21 protein-coding genes and 1 tRNA gene are annotated in these 24,446 nt (G+C 33.0%); 11 read left to right on the top strand and 11 right to left on the bottom strand.

Going from position 1 to position 24,446, the window contains the following annotated elements:
• Nucleotides 1–54: 54 nt before the first annotated feature.
• Both rpoC and VP395_RS02490 read left to right on the top strand, forming a co-directional pair.
• Nucleotides 55–4,356 carry a DNA-directed RNA polymerase subunit beta' gene (gene rpoC / locus VP395_RS02495; RefSeq protein ID WP_346240132.1) on the top strand — a complete coding sequence of 1,434 codons (4,302 nt, stop codon included), beginning with the start codon at nucleotides 55–57 and terminating at the stop codon, nucleotides 4,354–4,356.
• A gap of 89 nt (nucleotides 4,357–4,445) precedes the next feature.
• The gene (locus tag VP395_RS02490) at nucleotides 4,446–4,763 is read left to right on the top strand and encodes a DUF3467 domain-containing protein (RefSeq protein WP_346240131.1); all 318 of its coding nucleotides are present in this window, start codon (nucleotides 4,446–4,448) and stop codon (nucleotides 4,761–4,763) included.
• 51 nt (nucleotides 4,764–4,814) lie between these two features.
• Here the strand turns inward: VP395_RS02490 and VP395_RS02485 are convergent, their stop codons facing one another.
• Together VP395_RS02485 and VP395_RS02480 are read right to left on the bottom strand one after the other, a co-directional pair.
• Entirely contained in the window at nucleotides 4,815–5,048 is a 234-nt protein-coding gene (locus VP395_RS02485; RefSeq protein ID WP_346240130.1) for a (4Fe-4S)-binding protein, read from the bottom strand.
• A gap of 138 nt (nucleotides 5,049–5,186) precedes the next feature.
• Nucleotides 5,187–6,773, bottom strand: coding sequence for a peptide chain release factor 3 (locus VP395_RS02480; RefSeq protein WP_346240129.1), 1,587 nt, complete (start codon nucleotides 6,771–6,773; stop codon nucleotides 5,187–5,189).
• Nucleotides 6,774–6,891: 118 nt separating this feature from the next.
• On the opposite strand from VP395_RS02480, the gene idi reads away from it, so the two are divergent.
• Genes idi through VP395_RS02465 form a run of 3 tightly spaced genes read left to right on the top strand, consistent with a single transcriptional unit; the run spans nucleotide 6,892 to nucleotide 8,850 of the window.
• Nucleotides 6,892–7,416 carry an isopentenyl-diphosphate Delta-isomerase gene (gene idi, locus VP395_RS02475; RefSeq protein ID WP_346240426.1) on the top strand — a complete coding sequence of 175 codons (525 nt, stop codon included), beginning with the start codon at nucleotides 6,892–6,894 and terminating at the stop codon, nucleotides 7,414–7,416.
• A complete protein-coding gene (locus VP395_RS02470) occupies nucleotides 7,413–7,823 on the top strand; it encodes a 6-pyruvoyl trahydropterin synthase family protein (protein ID WP_346240128.1) in 411 nt (136 codons plus the stop codon). The genes idi and VP395_RS02470 overlap by 4 nt, the downstream gene beginning before the upstream one ends.
• A 55-nt stretch (nucleotides 7,824–7,878) precedes the next feature.
• Entirely contained in the window at nucleotides 7,879–8,850 is a 972-nt protein-coding gene (locus VP395_RS02465; protein ID WP_346240127.1) for a type I phosphomannose isomerase catalytic subunit, read from the top strand.
• 38 nt (nucleotides 8,851–8,888) lie between these two features.
• Here the strand turns inward: VP395_RS02465 and VP395_RS02460 are convergent, their stop codons facing one another.
• On the bottom strand, nucleotides 8,889–9,254 hold the full coding sequence (locus VP395_RS02460; RefSeq protein ID WP_346240126.1) for a hypothetical protein: 366 nt from the start codon (nucleotides 9,252–9,254) through the stop codon (nucleotides 8,889–8,891).
• Between the two features lie 432 nt (nucleotides 9,255–9,686).
• Here VP395_RS02460 and VP395_RS02455 point away from each other — a divergent pair, with 432 nt between their 5' ends.
• Together VP395_RS02455 and VP395_RS02450 are read left to right on the top strand one after the other, a co-directional pair.
• Nucleotides 9,687–9,956: a hypothetical protein gene (locus VP395_RS02455; protein WP_346240125.1), complete on the top strand. Its 270-nt coding sequence runs from the start codon at nucleotides 9,687–9,689 to the stop codon at nucleotides 9,954–9,956.
• 59 nt (nucleotides 9,957–10,015) lie between these two features.
• Nucleotides 10,016–10,089: transfer RNA gene (locus VP395_RS02450), tRNA-Thr, on the top strand.
• A gap of 64 nt (nucleotides 10,090–10,153) precedes the next feature.
• On the opposite strand, the gene VP395_RS02445 is transcribed toward VP395_RS02450, so the two are convergent.
• Complete coding sequence (locus tag VP395_RS02445) at nucleotides 10,154–10,855, bottom strand: DUF4369 domain-containing protein (RefSeq protein ID WP_346240124.1); 702 nt, start codon at nucleotides 10,853–10,855, stop codon at nucleotides 10,154–10,156.
• A 585-nt stretch (nucleotides 10,856–11,440) separates the two neighbouring features.
• Entirely contained in the window at nucleotides 11,441–11,800 is a 360-nt protein-coding gene (locus VP395_RS02440; protein ID WP_346240123.1) for a DoxX family protein, read from the bottom strand.
• 44 nt (nucleotides 11,801–11,844) lie between these two features.
• Here VP395_RS02440 and VP395_RS02435 point away from each other — a divergent pair, with 44 nt between their 5' ends.
• On the top strand, nucleotides 11,845–12,510 hold the full coding sequence (locus tag VP395_RS02435; RefSeq protein WP_346240122.1) for a M15 family metallopeptidase: 666 nt from the start codon (nucleotides 11,845–11,847) through the stop codon (nucleotides 12,508–12,510).
• 123 nt (nucleotides 12,511–12,633) lie between these two features.
• On the opposite strand, the gene VP395_RS02430 is transcribed toward VP395_RS02435, so the two are convergent.
• Nucleotides 12,634–13,560 (bottom strand): sterol desaturase family protein, encoded by a 927-nt coding sequence (locus VP395_RS02430; protein WP_346240121.1) that lies wholly within the window; start codon nucleotides 13,558–13,560, stop codon nucleotides 12,634–12,636.
• A gap of 114 nt (nucleotides 13,561–13,674) precedes the next feature.
• On the bottom strand, nucleotides 13,675–14,913 hold the full coding sequence (locus VP395_RS02425) for a DEAD/DEAH box helicase (RefSeq protein WP_346240120.1): 1,239 nt from the start codon (nucleotides 14,911–14,913) through the stop codon (nucleotides 13,675–13,677).
• 477 nt (nucleotides 14,914–15,390) lie between these two features.
• On the opposite strand from VP395_RS02425, the gene VP395_RS02420 reads away from it, so the two are divergent.
• The 3 genes from VP395_RS02420 (at nucleotide 15,391) to VP395_RS02410 (ending at nucleotide 18,251) form a co-directional block, all read left to right on the top strand.
• Nucleotides 15,391–16,254, top strand: a complete 864-nt coding sequence (locus VP395_RS02420; protein ID WP_346240119.1) for a bestrophin family protein — start codon at nucleotides 15,391–15,393, stop codon at nucleotides 16,252–16,254.
• 327 nt (nucleotides 16,255–16,581) lie between these two features.
• Complete coding sequence (locus VP395_RS02415; RefSeq protein WP_346240118.1) at nucleotides 16,582–17,388, top strand: HipA family kinase; 807 nt, start codon at nucleotides 16,582–16,584, stop codon at nucleotides 17,386–17,388.
• Complete coding sequence (locus VP395_RS02410; protein WP_346240116.1) at nucleotides 17,388–18,251, top strand: hypothetical protein; 864 nt, start codon at nucleotides 17,388–17,390, stop codon at nucleotides 18,249–18,251. The genes VP395_RS02415 and VP395_RS02410 overlap by 1 nt, the downstream gene beginning before the upstream one ends.
• 38 nt (nucleotides 18,252–18,289) lie before the next feature.
• Here the strand turns inward: VP395_RS02410 and VP395_RS02405 are convergent, their stop codons facing one another.
• The 4 genes from VP395_RS02405 to htpG form a co-directional block, all read right to left on the bottom strand.
• Entirely contained in the window at nucleotides 18,290–20,515 is a 2,226-nt protein-coding gene (locus VP395_RS02405; protein ID WP_346240115.1) for a B12-binding domain-containing radical SAM protein, read from the bottom strand.
• A gap of 159 nt (nucleotides 20,516–20,674) precedes the next feature.
• A complete protein-coding gene (locus VP395_RS02400; protein WP_346240114.1) occupies nucleotides 20,675–21,634 on the bottom strand; it encodes a tRNA dihydrouridine synthase in 960 nt (319 codons plus the stop codon).
• A 68-nt stretch (nucleotides 21,635–21,702) separates the two neighbouring features.
• Complete coding sequence (locus VP395_RS02395) at nucleotides 21,703–22,338, bottom strand: MOSC domain-containing protein (RefSeq protein ID WP_346240113.1); 636 nt, start codon at nucleotides 22,336–22,338, stop codon at nucleotides 21,703–21,705.
• A gap of 107 nt (nucleotides 22,339–22,445) precedes the next feature.
• On the bottom strand, nucleotides 22,446–24,356 hold the full coding sequence (htpG, locus tag VP395_RS02390; RefSeq protein WP_346240112.1) for a molecular chaperone HtpG: 1,911 nt from the start codon (nucleotides 24,354–24,356) through the stop codon (nucleotides 22,446–22,448).
• Nucleotides 24,357–24,446 lie beyond the last annotated feature (90 nt).

Below are 24,446 nucleotides of genomic sequence, written 5' to 3'. Positions count from 1 at the left end.
GTTCAGTTTAATTTTAAACTGAACACTGAGACTGAGACTGAATACTAAAAGAACATGGCAAGAAAACAAGATAAGAATACAGTAAGAAGATTTAATAAAATCTCTATTGGTTTAGCATCACCAGAGTCTATTTTAGCAGAGTCTAGAGGTGAGGTTTTAAAACCAGAAACTATCAATTATCGAACTCACAAACCTGAAAGAGATGGTTTGTTCTGCGAGCGTATTTTTGGTCCAGTAAAGGACTACGAATGTGCTTGTGGTAAATATAAAAGAATTCGCTACAAAGGTATCGTTTGCGACCGTTGTGGTGTTGAAGTAACAGAAAAGAAAGTACGTCGTGATAGAGTAGGACACATTAATTTGGTGGTTCCTGTTGCTCATATCTGGTATTTCCGTTCGTTGCCAAATAAAATAGGGTATTTATTAGGTTTACCATCTAAGAAATTAGATATGATTATTTACTACGAACGTTATGTAGTAATTCAACCTGGTAATGCCAAAAATGAAGAAGGTGAGCCAGTAGAAAAAATGGACTTCTTAACAGAAGAAGAATATTTAAATATTCTTGAATCACTTCCTCAAGACAATCAATATTTAGATGATCATGATCCAAACAAGTTCCTTGCTAAAATGGGAGCTGAATGTTTAATTGAATTATTATCAAGAATCGATTTAGAGGCTTTATCTTACGAATTGCGTCATAAAGCGAATACTGAAACGTCTAAACAACGTAAAACAGAAGCTTTAAAACGCTTACAGGTTGTTGAGTCTTTGAAGGAATCTAACAATAACCGTGAAAATCGTCCGGAGTGGATGATTATGAAGGTTATTCCAATCATCCCACCAGAGTTACGTCCGTTAGTGCCGTTAGATGGTGGTCGTTTTGCAACGTCTGATTTAAATGATTTATACCGTCGTGTTATTATCCGTAATAATCGTCTTAAACGTTTAGTTGAGATTAAAGCTCCTGAAGTAATTTTACGTAACGAAAAACGTATGCTACAAGAATCTGTAGATTCGTTATTTGATAATACACGTAAATCTTCAGCTGTTAAAACCGATTCTAACAGACCATTAAAATCGTTGTCAGATTCATTAAAAGGTAAACAAGGACGTTTCCGTCAAAACCTTTTAGGAAAACGTGTGGATTATTCAGCGCGTTCGGTAATTGTTGTTGGACCTGAATTAAAATTACACGAATGTGGATTGCCAAAAAATATGGCAGCAGAACTTTACAAACCTTTCGTAATTAGAAAATTAATTGAAAGAGGTATTGTAAAAACTGTAAAATCTGCAAAGAAAATTATAGATAAAAGAGAACCAGTGGTTTGGGATATTTTGGAGAACGTTCTTAAAGGACATCCAGTATTACTAAACCGTGCTCCTACGTTACACCGTTTGGGTATTCAAGCATTCCAACCTAAATTAATTGAAGGTAAAGCGATTCAATTGCACCCGCTAGTGTGTACTGCATTTAATGCGGATTTTGATGGGGATCAAATGGCTGTACATTTACCATTAGGACCAGAAGCTATTCTAGAGTGTCAATTATTAATGTTGGCATCTCATAATATCTTAAATCCTGCAAATGGTTCACCAGTTACGGTACCTTCTCAAGACATGGTACTTGGTCTTTATTATATGACCAAGTTACGTACGTCTACACCAGAAGTTAAAGTAAAAGGTGAAGGTTTAATATTTTATGCACCAGAAGAAGTTGAAATCGCTTTCAATGAAAAAAGAGTAGACTTAAACGCGGGTATAAAAGTTAGGACTTTAGATATTAATGAAGATGGAAAATTAGCACCAACAATTATTGAAACAACAGTTGGTCGTGTGTTATTTAACCAAAAAGTGCCACAAGCAGCTGGATATATCAACCAAGTACTTACTAAAAAATCATTAAGAGATATTATTGGTAATATCTTAAAATATACATCAGTTCCTGAAACGGCAGATTTCCTTGACTCAATTAGAGATTTAGGATTTAAGTTTGCATTCCAAGGAGGTTTATCATTTAGTTTAGGTGATATTATCATTCCACCGGAAAAACAAGGAATGATTGATAAAGCTAACAAGTTTGTTGATGGTATTATGGGTAACTATAATATGGGACTTATTACCAACAACGAGCGTTACAACCAAGTTATTGATATTTGGACTTCTACAAATGCGGAATTGACTGAATTGTCTATGAAGCGTATTCGTGAAGACCAACAAGGATTCAACTCGGTGTTTATGATGCTTGATTCTGGTGCGCGTGGATCTAAAGAACAGATTCGTCAGCTTACAGGTATGCGTGGATTAATGGCGAAACCTAAAAAATCGAATGCAGGTGGTGGAGAAATTATTGAAAACCCGATTCTTTCTAACTTTAAGGAAGGTCTTTCAATTTTAGAATACTTTATCTCTACTCACGGTGCTCGTAAAGGACTTGCGGATACCGCTCTTAAAACAGCCGATGCTGGTTACTTAACCCGTCGTTTGGTAGATGTTTCTCAAGATGTTATTATTAATACTGAAGATTGTGGAACTTTAAGAGGTGTTGAAGTAGAACCATTAAAGAAAAACGACGAAGTTGTTGAAACTTTAGAAGAAAGAATTGTTGGTCGTGTGGCATTGAATGATGTTTACGATCCATTAACAGATGAGTTGTTAGTAGCTTCAGGACAATTAATTGAAGATGATATTGCCAGAAAGATAGAAAATTCTCCAATTGAAAGTTTAGAAGTGCGTTCAGCATTAACTTGTGAAGCGTTACAAGGTATTTGTGCTAAATGTTACGGTCGTAACTTAGCTACAGGTAAAATGGTACAACGTGGTGAAGCTGTTGGTGTAGTTGCTGCACAATCTATTGGTGAACCAGGTACACAGTTAACACTTCGTACCTTCCACGTGGGTGGTATTGCTGGTAACATTTCAGAAGAAAACAAATTAGCTGTTAAATTTAACGGTATTGCCGAAATTGAAGATTTAAAAACTGTTAAAGGCAAAGATGGTGAAGGTAAAGATATCGACATTGTTATTTCTCGTACCTCTGAACTTAAATTAGTTGATAAGAAAACAGGTATTACTTTAAGTACAAATAATATTCCTTATGGATCTAATTTACAGATTAAAAACGGTCAGGAATTAAAAAGAGGCGATGTAGTTTGTACTTGGGATCCATATAACGGTGTAATTATTTCAGAATTTGCTGGAAAGATTAAATACGAGAATATTGAACAAGGTATCACTTACCAAGTTGAAATAGATGAGCAAACAGGTTTCCAAGAGAAAGTAATTTCTGAATCTAGAAACAAGAAGTTAATTCCAACACTTCATATTGAAGATGCTAGCGGAGAGACTATTCGTTCTTACAACTTACCAGTTGGTTCTCACTTAATGATTAACGACGGAGAGAAAATTGGTGTAGGCAAAATTTTAGTTAAAATACCTCGTAAATCTGCTAAAGCAGGTGATATTACAGGTGGTTTACCTCGTGTAACCGAGTTATTCGAAGCTAGAAACCCTTCAAATCCTGCTGTTGTAAGTGAGATTGATGGGGTGGTTTCTTTCGGAAAAATCAAACGTGGTAACCGCGAGATTGTCGTAGAATCTAAATTAGGTGAAGTTAAAAAATACTTGGTTAAGCTATCTAATCAAATTCTTGTTCAAGAAAATGATTACGTTAAAGCAGGTATGCCTTTATCAGATGGTTCTATAACGCCGGATGATATTTTAAATATTAAAGGCCCTTCAGCGGTACAACAATATTTGGTAAACGAAGTACAAGAGGTTTACCGTTTACAAGGTGTGAAAATTAATGATAAACACTTTGAGGTTGTTGTAAGACAAATGATGCGTAAAGTACAGATTATTGATTCTGGTGATACACTTTTCTTAGAAGATCAATTAGTTCATAAAGATGACTTTATCCAAGAAAATGATGCCATTTTCGGATTAAAAGTTGTTGAAGACGCAGGAGATTCTTCAACCTTTAAACCAGGTAAAATTGTTTCATCACGTGAATTAAGAGATGAAAATTCTATTTTAAGAAGAGAAGATAAAAATCTTGTTACGGCTAGAGATGCGAAACCAGCAACAGCCACACCTATATTACAAGGGATAACAAGAGCATCGCTTCAAACGAAATCATTTATATCGGCAGCATCCTTCCAAGAAACCACTAAAGTACTTAACGAAGCAGCAGTAGCTGGTAAAGTTGATAGTTTAGAAGGCTTGAAAGAGAATGTAATTGTTGGACACAGAATTCCAGCAGGTACAGGTATGCGTAGATATACTGATATTATTGTTGGCTCTAAAGAAGAGTTTGACGAAATGATGCAAGTAAAACAAGAATTAAATTATAACTAATTGTAGTTCCTGCGAAGGCAGGAAACAAAAGATAAAAGCCTTCATGTAAAATAACTTGAAGGCTTTTTTTATTTAAAATTATTAAGATTATGGCAGACGAAAAAGATATCCCAAAACCAGGACAAATTAATATTGAATTAGACGAACAAGTAGCCGAAGGAATATATTCCAATCTAGCTATTATTAATCATTCTGTTTCAGAGTTTGTTGTAGATTTTGTTAGCATTATGCCAGGGGTTCCTAAAAGTAAAGTGAAATCTAGAATTATTTTAACACCACAACATGCAAAGCGTTTGCTTAAAGCTTTAGGTGAAAATGTATCTAGATTTGAAAATGCCCATGGTGAAATAAAAGATTACGAACAACCTCCTATACCTTTAAATTTTGGTCCAACTGGTCAAGCATAAAACTAATACATCCCATTGAAATTTTCAATGGGATGTATTTTACAAATCTATTTATGAAGCTTGTTTGCTCGTATTCTTGCGATATGTTAATGCACCAGAAGGGCATTTTTTTATTTGGTTAATAATACGTTTAGTCTCGATACCATCTAAATTAATCCACGGTATTATACTAGTACTAAAAACATCTGATAATTCTTGGGCACATTTTTCAGCATGTACACACTTGCAGGGTTCAAAGCTAACAGTAATTTCGTTATTACTGAATTCATTTTTATAAGACTCCATAGGTTTTCAAATTTGGGTTCTGAATTTCTATTAATTTCGAATATCGTAAAATATTATCACAAAAATAATAATTTATTAATACAAGACACTTAAAATTATGAATATCTTATTTTTGTTAAAAATATAATCGTTGATTTGTTAAAACTCAGAGGTGAAATGGAATTTTATACTTGGATATGTTTGCTGAGTCATCTGTAAAGAAAAGGAAGAATCTGCTAGAAATACCAATTGATTTTGTTTGTCTTTAGCCAAAAACCTTTGTTTTACACGTACAAATTCTTTGTATTCATCAGTTTTTGATCCTTTAGGATCTATCCAACATGCTTTAAATACGTTTAAGTTTTCATACGTACATTTTGCGCCATATTCATGTTCTAATCGGTACTGAATAACTTCATATTGAAGCGCACCTACAGTTCCAATTACTTTTCGCCCATTAAGTTCTAGTGTAAATAACTGAGCGACACCTTCATCCATTAATTGGTCAATACCTTTAAATAATTGTTTGGATTTTAAAGGATCGGCATTATTAATATATCTAAAATGTTCTGGTGAAAAACTTGGGATTCCTTTATAATTAATAATCTCACCTTCAGATAAGGTGTCTCCAATTTTAAAGTTTCCCGTATCATGTAAACCCACAATATCGCCTGGATAAGATATATCTACAATCTCTTTTTTCTCTGCGAAAAAAGCATTCGGACTCGAAAATTTTAACTTTTTGCCATGCCTAACATGTAAGTATGGTTTATTTCTTTCAAAAGTACCGGATACAATTTTTATAAATGCCAATCTATCACGATGATTGGGATCCATATTCGCATGAATTTTAAAAACGAATCCAGTAAATTTGTCTTCATTAGGCTCCACTAAACGCTCTTCACTTTGCTTTGGTCGGGGTTTTGGTGCTATATCAATAAAGCAATCTAATAATTCACGAACACCAAAATTGTTTAAAGCTGACCCAAAAAACACAGGTTGTAAATGCCCATCTAAATAGGTCTGTTTATCAAATTCCGGATAGATGCCTTCAACTAATTCTATTTCCTCTCTTAGTGTTTTTGCTGCTTTATCCCCGATAAGTTTGTTCAATTCGGGTGAATCCAAATCTGATATTTCAATGGTTTCTTCAATGTCTTTTCTACTATCACCACTAAATAAATTAATGTTTTTCTCCCAGATATTATAAATGCCTTTAAAATCATAGCCCATACCAATTGGAAAACTTAAGGGCACCACTTTTAAACCTAATTTTTGTTCAATTTCATCCAATAAATCAAAAGCATCTTTACCTTCTCGGTCCATTTTATTAATAAACACAATCATAGGTATATTACGCATGCGGCAAACTTCAACCAATTTTTCGGTTTGTTCCTCTACACCTTTGGCAACGTCAACTACCACAATAACACTATCTACTGCTGTAAGTGTTCTAAAGGTGTCTTCAGCAAAATCTTTATGTCCAGGAGTATCAAGAATATTAATTTTTGTGCCGTTGTATTCAAAAGCCAATACAGACGTAGCAACAGAAATCCCTCTTTGGCGTTCAATCTCCATAAAGTCACTGGTTGCACCTTTTTTTATTTTATTACTCTTTACGGCTCCAGCTTCTTGTATAGCTCCACCAAATAATAATAATTTTTCAGTTAAGGTTGTTTTACCTGCATCTGGATGCGAAATAATACCAAAGGTTCGTCGTCTGTTAATCTCCTTAATAAAACTCATAATAATCTTGCAAATTGGTCTGCAAAGATACTTTATAATTTATGATTTCAGAATCCTCATTTTAGATTTTATAGATAGAATTATTATATTAATGTTTTACTTGGTATTTTTGTTTTCTATGGAAGAAGAAAAAGTAATTCTTGTAAACGAAAACGACGAACCAATAGGTACAATGCCTAAAATGGAGGCGCACGAAAAAGCCTTGTTGCACCGGGCATTTTCAGTATTTGTTTTTAATGATAAAAATGAATTAATGTTGCAGCAGCGAGCAGCCCACAAATACCATTCGCCCTTATTGTGGACAAATACATGCTGTAGCCACCAACGTGTAGGTGAAACCAGTATTCAAGCAGGAAAACGTCGATTAATGGAAGAAATGGGCTTTGTTGTAGAATTAGAAGAAACTATTTCGTTTATTTATAAAGCCCCTTTTGATAATGGATTGACTGAGCATGAATTCGACCATGTGCTTTTAGGTAAATACAATAGTATTCCAGAAATTAATCCAGATGAAGTAGCCAATTGGAAATGGATGACGCTAGAAGCTGTAAAAGAGGATATATTAAACCAACCGGAATTATACACCGAATGGTTTAAAATTATTTTTGATAAATTCTACGAACATATAAACATTATAAAATGAAAGTAACGGTTAGTAGAAAAGCACATTTTAATGCTGCGCATCGTTTATATAGAAAAGATTGGACACACGAAAAGAATGATGAAGTGTTTGGTAAATGCAACAACCCAAATTTTCATGGGCATAATTATGAATTAATTGTTAGTGTTACTGGTGAGATTGATATTGAAACAGGCTATGTAATAGATATGAAGGTTCTAAAGGACATCATTAAAGATGAAGTTGAAGATGCTTTCGACCATAAAAATTTGAATATTGAAGTACCTGAATTTAAAGATTTAAATCCTACTGCCGAAAATATTGTTGTGGTTATTTATAATAAAATCAAACCAAAACTAGATTCTAAATTCAATCTAGAAATAACACTTTTTGAAACACCACGTAATTTTGTAACCTATTCAGGAAACTAAAAAATGACTATTCTGCAAGGTTTAGGTACCTTGTAGGTAATAAATTAAGTTTAAAATGATGAATAACTTATACCCAATTAAATTTTACCCTATTTTAAAAGATAAAATTTGGGGTGGACAAAAATTAAAAACCTTACTTAATAAAAACAGCGATTTACCAAATATTGGTGAAAGTTGGGAAATTAGTGATGTAGAAGGAGATACATCTATTGTTAGTAACGGTAGTTTAAAAGGACAAACATTAAAAGAACTTTTAGCAACTTTTAAATCTGATTTGTTAGGGCTTCAGAATTATAAAATTTTTAAAGATAAGTTCCCGTTGCTTATCAAGTTTATAGATGCTAAAGAAGATTTATCTATACAACTGCACCCTAATGATGAATTAGCTGCAAAACGACATAATTCTTTTGGGAAAACAGAAATGTGGTATGTATTTCAAGCGGATATAGGTTCTAATCTTATTGTTGGTTTTAATCAAGATATGACACCTAAAAAGTATTTAAAGCATTTAGAGAATAAAACACTTACTGAAATTTTAAATTTTGATAAAGTTAAGGAGGGAGATACCTATTTTATTGAAGTTGGTCGTGTGCATGCTATTGGGGCAGGTGTTATGGTGGCAGAAATTCAACAAACTAGTGATATTACATATAGGGTTTATGATTGGGACAGGGTAGATGCCGATGGTAACGAACGCGAACTGCATAATGATTTAGCTATTGATGCTATCGATTTTAATATGCCAGATAATTTTAGAGTAACTTATAATAAAACCGAAAATCAATCAAACGAGATGGTTAGTTGCCCATATTTTACAACTAACTATTTAAAGGTTAATAAAAGTATTCATAAAGAAAATAATCACGATTCCTTTATTATATATATGTGTGTAGATGGTGAAGGAGAAATTAAGGCTAATGGTTTTTCAGAAGTGATAAAAAAAGGAGAAACCATTTTACTTCCTGCAGCCATTAAAGCTTATGAAATAGTTTCTAAAGAAGCAACTTTATTGGAAGTATATTTATAAAAAAAGAAATTCCCAAGAGTTACTCTTGGGAATTTTATTTAACAAGCTGTTCTATTTGTACTGTACTTTTTCTCTACAGGAAAGTCAAACAACGCACTACAAATACGTTCTTGATGATTTGTTGTAGATTTTTCCTTTGTAACAGTAATATTTACCCAATAGCCTTCTTTGTTTTGTTTTACTAATTGGGCTAGAATGGTAAGTTTATCATTTACAAATGCATTTTTATACATTTTAAATTTAAAATCGCCAATCTCTGGGATGTCTTGTAAATAAAATTCTTTTACGGGGTAGGTGGCAATCGTTTTTATTTTGTCATAAAGTATATGAGGCAATAAAAAACCGTTAGCATTGCTTATGTCTTTTGTTACTATAAACGGGGTGTTTATGTGATGTGTATTCATGGTTATGTTTTTTAAGGGTATAATAATAAAGGTGTTAAGTTGTAAGTATGGTACGTGCTATATGCAACATTAGAGCAAATAGTGGCGTTGATAAAAAATTGGATTTTCTGTTTCATTGATTTTAGTGTTTTCATAATTTTTAAAGATTTAATTGATTTAAAATAAAAAAGGTGCCTTAAAAAAAGCACCTTTATTGTTATAGATAAAATTGTATTATTTAACGTTTATTCAAGATGCATATAAGTTTTGTTTTCGGCCATAAAACATGCCACCGACTTATCCTGTTGAGAGGTTCGGTTACTAATTAGGTTATATGACAATTTTATTGCATCCATTAAGACCAAATATAATAATAATTATAAAATTAGTAAGCTTTTATGAAAATTTTATTTAAGATTAATGTAATTTTGCGTGAAATTAAAATATTGAATTATGGCAAATGTTAGAAACCTAAAAAAAGATATTAATTACGTTTTAGGAGATATTATAGAAGCAGCTTATGTTTGGGAGTTAACAAACGCAAGTAAAGACAACAAAAAAAGTGAAGCAATTATTGAAGAAGCAATTGCTACATTCGACGAATTAATTGCAAAAGTAAATGCAAAAAATGTAGATAACTCAAAAGCGCATTTTAAGAAGATTAACAATGAGTTAGAAGCTAAAGGAAAAGCGTTAATTGAAAAAATAAATAAATTAGCATAATTTTTTTTGCGGACTGCTTGCAAATTTGATTTTTGCTATTATATTTGCACCCGTGAAACGCCGATGTAGCTCAGCTGGCTAGAGCAGCTGATTTGTAATCAGCAGGTCGTGGGTTCGAGTCCCTCCATCGGCTCTCAAATAATTAAAAAGACCTTTCAATTTGAAAGGTCTTTTTGTATTATAATAAGTTGATTATTTTATTTCTCCGATTGTTTTATATCATCAATAAATCCTTGTAATTCCTTACCATATTTAGAAGCTTTAACTTTAGGTGTTAAAGACTTGTTTATAGTATCTAAAAATTTAACTTGAGCGTTATAGATTTCTGTTAGCGCTAGGTAAGGAGCAACTTCACTATCTTTATTATTTAAGGCGAAATTTACCGTGTATAAATAACGGCGTTTTAAGTTGTTATCCGATTTTTCTTGAATAGTATTAGATTTAGCGGTATCGCCTTTTCGCAATGCTTCAAAGCGTTCTTTTATTAAGTCTAGATTTTGTTCGTTAAAACGAGACATGACCAACTTGTAATCTTCATATACCTTTTGCTGTTTAGAACCATTTATTTTGGCTTCATATCCAAAATTCTTAACAGAAGTTTTTATTTCTGTTACGCCTTTATCAGCAAAAAATTTAACTTGGTCTTTTTCTGAACTGTTTTTATCTAAAAACAAATAAAATACTTCAGGCGATTCTAAAGAAGCGGCATGCAATTCAACATCAGAATTCCCGTTCACAGCTACGGTATCAACAGTAATTAAATTGTTGTTTTTTATTTTTTTCAAATAAAGAACCCCTTTTTTTAATCCGTTTACGCTAACTTTTACAGTTAAATCGTGTTCCTCTTTGCTACAAGCTATAATTAATAGAGATAGGAAAATGTATAGTGCTTTTTTCATTAATGGGTTTGTTTTTATAAAAAGCAAATATCTTATAATTATAGTTTAAATACTAACGGCTTGTTGCTATTTTATAAGATTCTTGTGTGTGTATTTTTTATGTGATTTATTTTTTATTTTAAATTCTAATTTTGGTTTTTGGCACAGAAATTGATATTTAAATAATAATTATATTCATACGTGGTTTATTGAGTGGTTACTTTAAACTTTGAATAGTAATTCATATTTTAGTTGGTTAGTTAGTTAAAAAGCATCCCCAAAAAGGATGCTTTTTTTAGTCATACACATTTCTAAAACATGTTTTTAATCGATGAAATGCAATATTTCGTCGTTAAATGTTAAAATTAAATGTATTTCATCGATTTATAATGTATTTTATCGTTAGTATTCGTTTTTAATTATATCTTTGAAGTGTACTAAATGACATACTTTTTAGTTCAATGGATTAATTAATTAATATTTGCATTATGTTGTTGAAATAGAGACCCTAAATCTACATCGTAATAAATAAAGCAAATTAGAGAAAACCGAGTTTGAGGGAACTCGGTTTTTTTGTGCTTTATATTTTCCTATGCTTTTTTGATTTTATAAGTTGAAATAAGAATAAGCCCAATACATAAGTAGAAACTGTAAGGGAATTCTAGAAATAAGTACCCATTTTGGTAATCCTGCCGAAGCTTTTTTGCTAGTAAGCATATAAAAGTGTACCAATAGAAATACTAAAAGCATTATTATTATAAAAATGATGGCTATATTTTTAACCAAAGGAATGCAAACCATAATACCTAAAAACACTTCTGCAACACCGCTTAAATACACCAATAAAGTATGCTTGGGTATATAATAGGGCATAATACGTGTGTAAAGTTTCGGTTTTATAAAATGATTGGTTCCTGCAACAATATAAAGTGCCGCCATTGCGTATAAATGCCAAGGATAGTTCATGCTAAAATTTAATTTTTCCTAAATTAGCATAATTAGAAATATATATGAAATATAATATTACGTTTTTATTTGTATTTGTTTGTTTGGGGGTGTTTGCGCAATTACCCGACGGTTTTGTGTATGTAAAGCCTATTATTCCAGATTTAGTGGTAGAATTAAAGTACAATACCAAAAACAATTTTGTTGGCAAACGTGTAGATGGTTACCACTCAAATAAACTCATATTAACTAAAGAGACGGCTTTGGCTTTAAAAGAAGTTCAAAAGGTATTGCTGGATAGAAATTTATGTTTAAAAGTGTACGATGGTTACAGGCCACAACGCGCAGTAAACCATTTTATGTCTTGGGCACAAGATTTGAATGATACCATTAACAAGGCAAATTATTATCCTGATGTTGATAAATTGAATTTGTTTGTTGAAGATTACATTGCCACAAGGTCTGGGCACAGTAAAGGAAGTACAGTAGATGTTACAATTATAGATGGCAATACAGGTAAACCGTTGGATATGGGAAGTATGTATGATTTTTTTGGGAAAGAATCTTGGACCGATTATAAAGACATTACAGAAACACAAAAGGCCAATAGAAAGCTATTGCTAGAAGTAATGACGCAACATGGTTTTGTGAATTTCTATAAAGAATGGTGGCATTTTACTTTAAAAAATGAACCCTTTCCAAATACTTATTTCGATTTTCCTGTGAAATAAAATGAATTTGTATAAAAAGTGTATAATGTTTTAGTTGTCAGGAGCTTGTCGAAACCTATATTGATTATTGAAAAGTTGAAAATATTTCGACAAGCTCAATATGACATACAGCGACACTTTTTATTATACAGTCTCTTTATTTCCTAATTCTTCTCGCATTTGTTTGATGGTTAAGGTACTTCCATCATGGCTCCACCCAGGTGGTCCAAAAGCATACATGAATTTGTGATATAAATTCGAACTCTTCTTCATATCGCTCCAAATATCTTTATATTCATGGGTTAAAATCACCAACGGATTATAAGAATTTGGTGGTTTTGTAACGCCATATTCAATATCTATATCATCATCCAGTTCTTTCCAAGTACCAAAAAGTTTATCGAACATATTTAAAAATCCACCATGGTTTTTATCCATGTACTCTAAATTTTTAGCATGATGAACCTGATGCATAGTATGTGTATTGAAAATTTTTTCAATAATACCCATTTTTGGAACATAAGCAGAATGCAATTGAAATTGCCAAAGTGCCTCGACGCCTAAGCATACAATCACCATTTCTGGTGGAAAACCTATAGCAGGTAACCACATATAAAATAAAGGTTTATATAAAATTGTGAACCAGCCGTTTCTAACAGCGGTTCCTAGGTTGAAATTATCGGAAGAATGATGCACAATATGTGCTGCCCATAAAAAGCGTACCATGTGGTTTTGGCGATGAAACCAATAATAGGTTAAATCATCTAAAAACTGGCAAGCTAACCAAACAGGCCATGAGTAACCAAAAGATTCCCAACCCATAATATTGGTACGTACACCATCAACCATAGGATTGAACAATTCATACAAATAATTAAAGATGATGATGGCAGAAACCGTTTTTATTAAAGGCGCCAAAACTACCGAGCCTATGCCCATAGTTAAACTAGAACCTAAATCTTTCCATTTGTAAAGGTCTTTATCGTCGTGGGTTTTGCTGTAAGTAAGCTCCAATAAAATCAGTCCTAAAAAACAGGGGATGCCATATACTAACGGGTTTGTAAAATTCATTTATTTTTTAAATTTTAAAAGCGTTAGAATGGTAAAAGGAAATGGTAAAAGGAATTTTGATGTTTTTTTTAATTTTGGTGAAGATACTTATTATATAACGGAATCACGAACGTTTTAGTACCAGCGTTTCTTTTTCTTTTTAGAACCTTCGCTTTTACGTCCTTTTTTGTGTTTGCTTTTTCCGGGTGTTCTATGGATTTCTTTTTTGGCTTTTGGGTCTAACGGATAAGGATGATCTTCAATAACATCCAATTGCAATTGAATAAGTTGCTGAATGGTTTGTACATAGGTTTTTTCATCCGCAGAACAGAACGAATATGCAGTTCCCAATTTTCCAGCTCTGGCGGTTCTACCAATACGGTGTACGTAGGTTTCGGGCACGTTTGGTAAATCGAAATTTATCACCGCATCCAATTCATTAATGTCAATACCACGTGCAGCCACATCGGTAGAAATTAAAATATTTACGTTATTACTTTTGAAGTTTTTTAATGCCTCTTCTCTTAAATTCTGACTTTTATCACCATGTAAACTATCTACCTTATAGCCGTTTTTCTTTAAGGTTTGTTCCAATTTTTCTACACCAAATTTGGTACGTCTAAAAATAAGAATACTGCCTTTTATGTTGTTACGTAGTAAGTGTAAACACAATTCAATTTTATTGCGTTTAGGCACATAATATAAAACTTGGTTAACGTTTTTTGAGGTAGAAGAATTTTGTGCCACTTCTACACGTTCCGGTTCATTTAAAATAGTGTTTGCCAGTTGTTCTACTTTAAAAGGAATGGTTGCCGAAAACAATAAAATATTCTTTTCGTGGGTGCAAAGGCGTTCAATTTTACTCACGTCATCAATAAAACCCATATCTAGCATTAAATCGGCTTCATCTAAAACCAAGGTTTCAATATAATCGAGGTTTACAACATCTTGTTTATGCAAATCGAGCAAACGCCCAGGAGTGGCGATTAAAATATCAACCCCCTTTTTTATAACATCAATTTGAGGTTCTATAGAAGCACCGCCGAAAACAACCGTAGTTCTTAAGTTGGTATAGGTGCTGTATTTTTTGAAATTTTCATTTATTTGAATGGCTAATTCGCGCGTTGGACTTACTATCAACGCTCTAATTTTTTTGCCTTTTTTAGTAGCATCTTGCTTATCAAACAACATTTGTAGAATAGGCAATGCAAAAGCAGCGGTTTTACCAGTACCTGTTTGGGCAGATACAATTACGTCTTTTTTTGCCAAAACAAAAGGAATGGTTTTTTCTTGAACCAAGGTTGGATTATCGTAACCTGCCTCGGCAACGGCTCTTAAAATAGGGCGGTTAAGTTGTAAGTCTTTAAATGACATGAAATATAATTTGCTACAAAGATACACAAAAGTTAATCGGGTAATTTTAACCCGTTGTGTGTAATTCAAAAGTTTATTTAGAAACTATTTATTTCATGTAAAATAGATGTCAATTAGTTCCAGAATGTCAGTCTGAGCTTGTCGAAGACTTTTAAAATGGCACTTCGACAAGCTCAGTGTGACATCGAAGTCCCATTTGGCTTTTGAAAAATAAATACAAACAAAGGATTCATTTTGGTCATAACATTTTATAATTTTACCGCTTTAAATATTTAATAACAAACGGTAAGACTTAAATGTTTGATAATAAAAAATTTAATGTTTTGTCATTCCGACATTGGAGGAATCGCACAAGGGAATCATTTAATGTGATTTCTCGTTCCTCGAAATGACAAAAAAGGATATTTTTTTTTCTGTAAAATCATTAAAGTTCAATATTTAAACTTAATTAGCACCAACAGTTAACAATAATTTTCAATGGTACAATACAACCCCAAAGATTGGATTACCTTTATTTTTAGATTTCATAAATCGGATACGTTTAGGAAACTGTTTCCTATGATGATTTTTATCGGACTTTACACTTACGGCGTTGGCTATTTGGAACTTGAGTATTGGAAACTTTCAGAAAAAAACCATTTATCAAACATTACGGTGATGCACGGTATGTTGGGGTTTGTTATTTCTCTATTGTTGGTTTTTAGAACGAATACCGCTTATGATCGTTGGTGGGAAGGCCGTAAACTATGGGGCGCCTTGGTAAACAACAGCCGAAATTTAGCCATAAAACTGCATGTTATTTTAAAAGAAGAACACGATAGAAAATATTTTGAAAAATTAATACCAAGTTATGCCTCTATTTTGGTAAAACATTTAACCAATAAAGAAACGAGTTTGCAACTTTTTGATCATGCCGAATTAAAGATAGACCAACACAAACACCACCCAAACCAAGTGGCGAAAATGATTTTCCAAAAGGTGAACGATTTGCACGAACAGAAAAAAATTACCGGCGATCAACTTATAATATTAAATGCCGAAATACAATCGTTTACCGATATTTGTGGTGCTTGTGAGCGTATTAAAAACACACCCATTCCGTATTCGTACAGTGCGTTTATTAAAAAATTCATCTTTTTTTACATCATGACCTTGCCTTTTGGCTATGTGTTTAGTTTAGGCTATTATGCCGTACCCGTGGTTGTTTTTGTGTTTTATGTTTTGGCGAGTTTAGAATTAATTGCCGAAGAAATTGAAGACCCATTTGGCTTTGATGCCAACGATTTACCTATTGATAAAATAGCAGCAAATATTAAAAAGCATGTGGAGGAGGTGTTTTGAGAGAAATTAGCAACCTTAAGTTTTTAATTGGATGTTGTTTTTTTAAAATATAGTTTTTAATGTTTTGGTTTTTGATTGGGTTAAAGTGCAATACTGTTTTTAATGAGATTTTGAAGGGTTCGTTTAACGTATTTGTATATGATTAGTGGCGTGTTTAAGGACCTTATTTAGCAAATAAAACCGAATAGAAAATCCGCGAGGATTTTCGTAAGTAGGCGAGAACTAGCCATTAATTATACACCGTGTTGTGGTTAGTACTTTATCAAAAGTTTTGTTATTTTTTGTCTGAATTGTAATATATTTGAATTTGCAATTTCAGATTCATTAATGCTTCAAATACTACATACAATTCATAAGCCAGATAAAGTTTATCCAACAGCGGGAAATCCGATGTTAGTTACTTGTGATGATTTAGAATATTGGATTTGTAAACATAGTAGAGATGTGTCCAAATTAATTAATGAACTTTTAGGCTCAAGTTTCGCAACAATTTGGGATTTAAATACGCCCGAAATAGCTTTAATTAATGTTAAAAAAGAGCATATTCCACATAATGTTCAAGGAGTGAATTTTGATAAACCTTGTTTTGGTTCAAAGTATATTCGGTCAAGTAAGGAAATTGATGATACTATTTTGGTTATGTTTGAGGATGCTAGTTTTAGAAAGAAAATAGTAAATAGAGAGGATTTTTTAATGATAGCTTTTTTTGATATTTGGCTTTCTAATGAAGATAGAAATCACAATAATAGTAACTTGCTAATAGATTTCTCAATTCAAAATGAAATCTACTTTACTGTTTTTGATCACGATGCTATATTTAACTCCAACGCATTGCATAGAGGAGTTTATCAAATCAATGATTTTGAATCATTGATTAATACTCAATTAGCTAATATATTATTTAAGAGAGGACGAAATCTTGTTAAAATTGTTGATAACTTGGTTAAGAAGTTCTACCTTTGTACTAAAGAGTGTGAAGACAACATTGATAATATTATTGCGTTAATACCTGTAGAATGGGGAGTTAACATTAATTCTTTGGAAGACCAATTAAGAAAAAATTTGTTTACTAAAGAATGGCTTAATAGTTGTGAAAATAATTTTAGAACTCTAATTCAAGAAAACATTAAATAATGAATACCTTTTTTAGCATAATGTACTTAACCCTAAATGCTAGTCTTAAAGAAAAGATTAGTATAGGGATAATTATGGCTAATGGTGAAGATGTCAAATTTAAGATATCAGACACGAAGTTGGGTATTGTCAAACAACTAATTCCTAATCAGAATTATAGTTTTTTAAAATCTTATTTTAAAAACTTAAATAATGATTTGAATTCTAGTTTTGAAAATAATGATTTACTAAATCTTAAAAATGACATTTCACATAAGTGGATTAATGAGAAATATTTTAGCTATCTCAATCGATACTCTAATAACATTGTAAAATTTTCTGAACCAAGAGCGATAGATATTGCTTTTGATGATATAACATTTTTAAAGTTATTTGAGAAATATATTTTTAATTATGATGAAGAATTAGTAATAAAAGAACCAAAGAATGATATAGTTAATATAGTTAGAACAAAATTATATTCTAAAATAAGATCCAAGGTTAATTTAGATGCTACAATTAATCCAAATGATTTTAAAGAGTTAATTTCTCCTGTAAATGTTAATTTTATTGGAGAGAATGGTCAAATTGTTGCAGGTCAAACAATAGATTTCTCTAAAAGATATGTTGACCTTGAAAGAGATTTGACAAAATATATTTCCTTTACAAAAGCAGTTGACTACGAAAAAGGAGGAGGACATTATTTCCTAGTAGGGAATGAACCGAAAAAGAAATTAGCTCAAAAAAATCATGCTATTTGGAAACATATTTATGAAAGTAATATTGTAGATTATGTTCCTTTAAGTGAAACTGACAAAATAAAAGACTACATTGATTTAAAGGGTGTTCATCCTTATTTTGAAAAACGAAATTCAGAAGAATAATGTAGTTGTTTTTTCTGATAAAGTCAAGAGAAAATCAATCACAAAACCAATAACCCATTATCACGTAAAACATTCAAAGGTTTAGAAAACCAAAACAGTTCAAAATCTTCAAATTGGGTTTCAAAATCTTTTTTTAATTCTAAAAAGGAGGGAAGTTGGTTGTTGCTTCTATTTAAAGCATCTAATTGGTTTAAAAACCACGTGCCTTTATCTTTATCTAAAGTAATTTCGAACGTGTCGGTGGTGTTATGAAACGTCAATTTTAACGAATAAAAGGTGTTGCCTTTTTTGGTTTTAGACTGTTCGGTTACCAAAGGTTCGGTGCCCAACCACATAATTTTTGCGGTTGGTTTTATGTTGAAATTGGTTTCGGTTTCTAAAGCATTATAAATAAAATCAGGGGTAATCGTGGTTTTTGGTATTTTAAAATCGAACCAATCTTGCAAAGGCATATCGAACCCAATACCGTGCATAAAATTGAAAAGTGATTTTTTTAATCCGAAACTAAATTGGCTGTGGTCTATGCCTGTGGTATCGGTAAAGTCTACGTCGTTATTCGCAAACGTGATGTTTTTTGTGTTGGGAATGATGTGATAATCAGCCGGATTTAGTCCAATCGGGCTATGCGCTGTTAATGCAAACTGGTGCCAAAACCCCGATTGTAAGACGCCAATTTCGAATAGTTGACGCACCATTTCCAAACTATCCACCGTTTCTTGAACGGTTTGCGTTGGGTAGCCATACATTAAATAGGCGTGCACCATCATGTTGGCTTCGGTGAAATTGCGAGTTACTTGCGCCACTTGTGCTACGGTGACGCCTTTATCGATGAGTTTTAACAACCTATCGGAAGCGACTTCCAATCCCCCAGAAACCGCAATACAACCAGAGGCTTTTAATAGTAAGCATAAATCTTTGGTGAAGTTTTTTTCAAACCGAATATTTGTCCACCATGTTACGGTCAGTTTCCGTTTTATAATTTCTAAAGCCAAGGCTTTCATGAGGGCAGGAGGTGCTGCTTCGTCCACAAAATGAAACCCTGTTTCGCCCGTTTGCTCCATCAATTGTTCCATGCGATCTACCAGTAATTTGGCAGCAATGGGTTCGTATATTTTAATGTAATCTAAAGAAATATCGCAAAAGGTACATTTTCCCCAGTAGCAACCGTGTGCCATGGTAAGTTTGTTCCAGCGGCCATCGCTCCATAAACTGTGCATGGGGTTGGCAATTTCTATAACTGAAATGTAATCTTTTAGCAATAAATCGTAATAATCAGGTGTGCCAACATCGGCTTGTTTGTAGTCTGGTTTGGTGCTGTTGTTTTTGTAAACTACTGTTCCGTTTTCTAGGAGGAAGGTGCGTTTGAATTGATTTGAATGATTGTGATTTCGTTCTTTTTGATCGTCTTCGACAGGCTCAGACTGACAGACGTGTTCATATAATAATTCTATGGGTAATTCGCCATCATCCAAAGTGATGAAATCGAAAAACTCGAATACCCGAATGTCGGTTACCGACCGTAATTCGGTGTTTGGAAAACCACCACCCATGGCAATTTTTATGTTTTGGTAGTTGGTTTTTATGTGTTGCGCACAACGGAAGGCACTGTATAAATTTCCTGGAAATGGCACTGAAAAACACACCAATTTGGGTTGTATGGTTTTAAGTTTTTCGTCAAGAATTTCTAAAGTGATGTCGTCTATAAAAGTGGGTTCGTCTTGTAAATGTGCATATAACTCATCAAACGAATTAGCACTTTGCCCCAAGCGTTCGGCATAACGACTGAAACCAAAATTGGGGTCGATGCATTCTATAATGAAATCGGATAAATCTTCAAGAAATAAGGTTGCTAAATGTTTTGCTTTGTCTTGCATACCCATGGAACCGAATGCCCAATCTAAATCGTCTAACTGATTGAAACGGGAGGCTCTTGGTAAAAAATTATCGGTGCAAATTTGTCTGGCAAACGTTGGCTTTTTGCCTTGTAGAAAGGCTATGGCATCTTCTAAAGGTTGTAAATAAGCATTTCTTAAAGCGTAAATGCGCTGGCAATTTTCTGAAACAATGCTGTTGTTTTCAAAAGCAATATCGAATAGGTCTTGAAAGGTGTCTTTTTTGAAAAGTTCTAAAATCACTTCAATGCCCAAATCCATTTGAAACGCACTAATATTTTTAGTGTTTAAAAAGCCTTTAAGATATGCCGTAGCAGGGTAGGGCGTATTTAATTGAGTAAATGGGGGAGTTATGAGTAAGAGGTCTTTCAAAATGGTGAATTAAAATATATGGCAAATATAATTAAAACTTGTACTTGGATTGGTTTATGTCTCGCAAAGCCGCAAAGGCGCAAAGAATCAAAGAAACAAAGTTGAAGAAAGAGAAACTAAGTTAGAAAAGGTAGTAGGAAGATGGAATTTTTAGTTTTGTTAATTGTTAATTGTTTTCTCGTTATTCAAAATTTCAGCAACGGCTTGTGTGTAGTTTCTTGGGCTACCTGCTTTTTTGATTTTTTTATAGGTTTTTTGCGGATTTGAAAACGACTGCGAAAAGTATTCCCAGAAGCCCAACATTTTCATTTTGATGGGTGTTGGTCCGGAAAGTGCCGCATCGTATTGTTGGTAAATGGTATCGTGAAACTCACTAAAAATTTGCCAACGGTTTGCGGGATATTCTGTGGTGTTGTTTTTAATCATGCTGGGTAAAAATGGGTCGGCGATGAGGCCACGACCAATCATGAAATGGTCGATGCTTGGGAAACGGTCTCGCATTTCTTGAAATTTAGCAACGGTAGTGATATCCCCATTGTAGTATAGTTTGTGTTTGGTACTATCTACACATTTTTGAAAAGCTTCTAAATTAACGCCTCCTTTGTACAATTGCTTGCCTATACGAGCATGAATAGCAATGTTTTTAAGCGGATAATTGTCTAAAATAGGGAATACGTCTAGAATTTCTTCAGGGTTTTCGTAACCCATGCGCATTTTCATGGACACCACAACATCGGTTTCGTTATGTGCACGTTCTAAAATATGATTTATTTTTTCGGGGTTGCAAATTAGTCCTGAGCCCATACCTTGTTTGGTAACCATGGGGTAGGGACAGCCTAAATTCCAGTTGAGTTCATTATATCCTAATTCTTGAATGTACTTTACAACGAATAGAAACTCATCGGCATTATTGGTCATTACTTGCGGAATAACCTCTAATGTGGTATTGTTTTCGGGGTTTAAATCGCGTTGGTAAGACGATTTTATAAGCATTTTACCATCCAGCCGAATGTAGGGCGCGTAAAAGGTGTTGATGCCTCCAAAATAATGATGGAAGGCGTTGCGAAATCTAAAATCGGTAAAACCTTGAAGCGGTGAAGAAAGTAAAGTGATTGCCATTTAAAAATTGAGTTGTGCAAATATACTTTAAAAGAATAGACACTTTAAAGAATTTTAAATGGTGTGAATTATATAATGTATTCACGCATTTTGTCTCTTTTATACTGCGGAAGTGCTTCGATATGTACAGCTAATTTTAGGTGGTTTTGATTTTTGCTTTCAGAAAAAAGTAGTTTGTAAAACTGCGCTGTGGTTAAACTGTTTTTTGCTTTTTCAATAAGTTCGAGATGGTCGCCTGTTTTTACAAAACCTTCTTCTAAAATACGAACATACGTACCAGGGCGACCGTGTTTAATAAATTGTTTTAAAACTTTTTGTGTGCCGAATTTAACACCAAATTTATAACAAGGTTCTCGCGGTTGGGTTATTTGCACCAATGCCGAACCTAACTTATAAATATCGCCAATATGAATTTTGGTTTCATCTAAGTTGGACACGGTTAAATTTTCGCCAAACATACCCCAATTCCAATCTAATTTCGGGTATAGGTTTTTCCAATAGGCATAATGGTTTTCTGAAAATAAATAACAAGCTTTAAACTCGCCACCGTGGTTTTCTCTATCGGATACTTCATCACTACTAACAGTTTCTTTACCTAAATAAATAGGTTGGTTTGTGGGCGTTTTGTAAATACCAGTTATAACTTTTTCACCAGCGAAAATGATGGTGGTTGGTTTTGCTATGTTGGTAGAAAGGATTTGCATGGATTAAAAGTAATGAAAAAACCACTTTGTAAAAAAACAAAGTGGTTTTGATATTGCTATATTTTGAAATAATATAATGAGATTCCTTCCTTCGAAGGAATTCAGAACTATTTAATCATTTCATAACTGCGTTTAATAAATTTGGTAAGTTCTTCACCTTTTAATAAGCCTTGTGATAAACGTGCTAAATCTAAACTTTGGTTAATTAAACGCTCTTGTTTAGGTTTCGTTTTGGTTTCTAAAATTTCACTAACCAATTTAGAGTTTGTGTTTACTACCAAGTTGTACATTTCTGGCATATTACCAAACATATTCATGCCGCCACCGCCAGTTGCTTGCATTTCTTTCATTCTACGCATAAATTCTGGTTGCGTAATGATGAAAGGCGATGCTTCACTATCCATAGCTTCTAATTGAACCATGAATTTTTCTGAAGGAATCACTTCTTTCAACAGGGTGTCAAGGGCTGTTTTTTGCTCTTCAGAAAGTTTAGAAATAGTGGTTTCGTCTTTCTTGATTAAATTATCAATGTGGTCGCCATCAACACGTGCAAACGTAATGTTTTCTTTTTCGCTTTCTAACTTCTGAATTAAATGTGATACTATTGGTGAATCTAACAATAATACTTCATAGCCTTTTGCTTTGGCAGTTTCAATATAACTGTGTTGTGCATCTTGATTTGAAGCATATAAAATAACCAACTTGTCATCTTTATCGGTTTGGTTTGCTTTTATTTTGTTGAATAATTCCTCGTATGTATAGTAAGTACCATCAACAGTAGGATATAATGCGAAAGCATCTGCTTTTTCAAAGAATTTATCTTCGGAAAGCATCCCATATTCAATAACAATTTTAATATCGTTCCATTTGGCTTCAAAATCTTCACGGTTATCATTAAATAACGACTTTAATTTATCGGCTACTTTACGGGTAATGTAAGACGAAATCTTTTTTACAGCACCATCAGCTTGTAAATAAGAACGCGATACGTTTAATGGAATGTCTGGAGAATCAATTACACCACGAAGCATAGTTAAAAATTCAGGTACAATGCCTTCAACATTATCGGTAACATACACTTGGTTTTGGTACAGTTGAATTTTGTCCTTTTGGATGTTCATATCTTGACCCATTTTTGGGAAATACAAAATACCAGTTAAGTTGAATGGATAATCTACATTTAAGTGAATGTTGAATAAAGGCTCTTCAAATTGCATTGGGTACAATTCGCGGTAAAAATCTTTATAATCCTTATTTTCTAAATCGGCTGGTTGTTTGGTCCATGCCGGGTTTGGATTATTGATAATGTTATCAACTGTAATTTTACGTTGTGGCTCTTTAGTTTCTTTTCCGTCTTTATCGGTTATAGTTGCAGGTTCGTGCTCTGGATCGTTTATTTCTTTAGTTCCAAATTTAATTGGAATAGGCATAAACTTATTATACTTCTGAAGTAATGCACTAATACGAGATTTTTCTAAAAACTCGGTAGAATCTTCAGCAATATGAAGGACGATTTCTGTTCCTCTTTCTGTCCTGTCTGAAGCTTCTAAAGAAAATTCAGGAGATCCATCACATGTCCAATGAGCAGCTGGTGCATCGGTATGAGATTTTGTGATAATCTCTACTTTTTCAGCCACCATAAATGCTGAATAAAACCCAAGGCCAAAATGCCCAATAATTCCTGAATCTTTAGCTGAATCTTTGTATTTGTCTAAAAATTCTTCAGCACCGGAAAAAGCCACTTGGTTGATGTATTTTTCAACCTCTTCGGCAGTCATACCCAAACCTTGATCAATAACATGAAGTTTTTTACCTTCCTTATCTATTTTAACTTCAATTTGTGGATTACCGTATTCAGATTTAGATTCACCAATACTTGTTAAGTGTTTTAGCTTTAAAGTAGCATCGGTACCATTACTAATTAACTCACGTAAAAAGATTTCGTGGTCGCTATACAAGAACTTTTTAATGAGTGGGAAAATGTTTTCTACTGAAACATTAATACTTCCTTTTGTCATAATAAATAATTATTTTTTCTTTTCCGCAAAAGCGAAAAATAGGTTATACTTAATTTTAATTAACTCTTTACTGGTAGTCAAAAAAAGTAC

The organism is Mariniflexile soesokkakense, from assembly GCF_039650365.1.
In the GTDB taxonomy this organism is placed as follows: domain Bacteria; phylum Bacteroidota; class Bacteroidia; order Flavobacteriales; family Flavobacteriaceae; genus Mariniflexile; species Mariniflexile soesokkakense.
The sequence above is the reverse complement of the archived record's forward strand: the minus strand, read 5'-3'. Positions and strand labels throughout refer to the sequence as shown.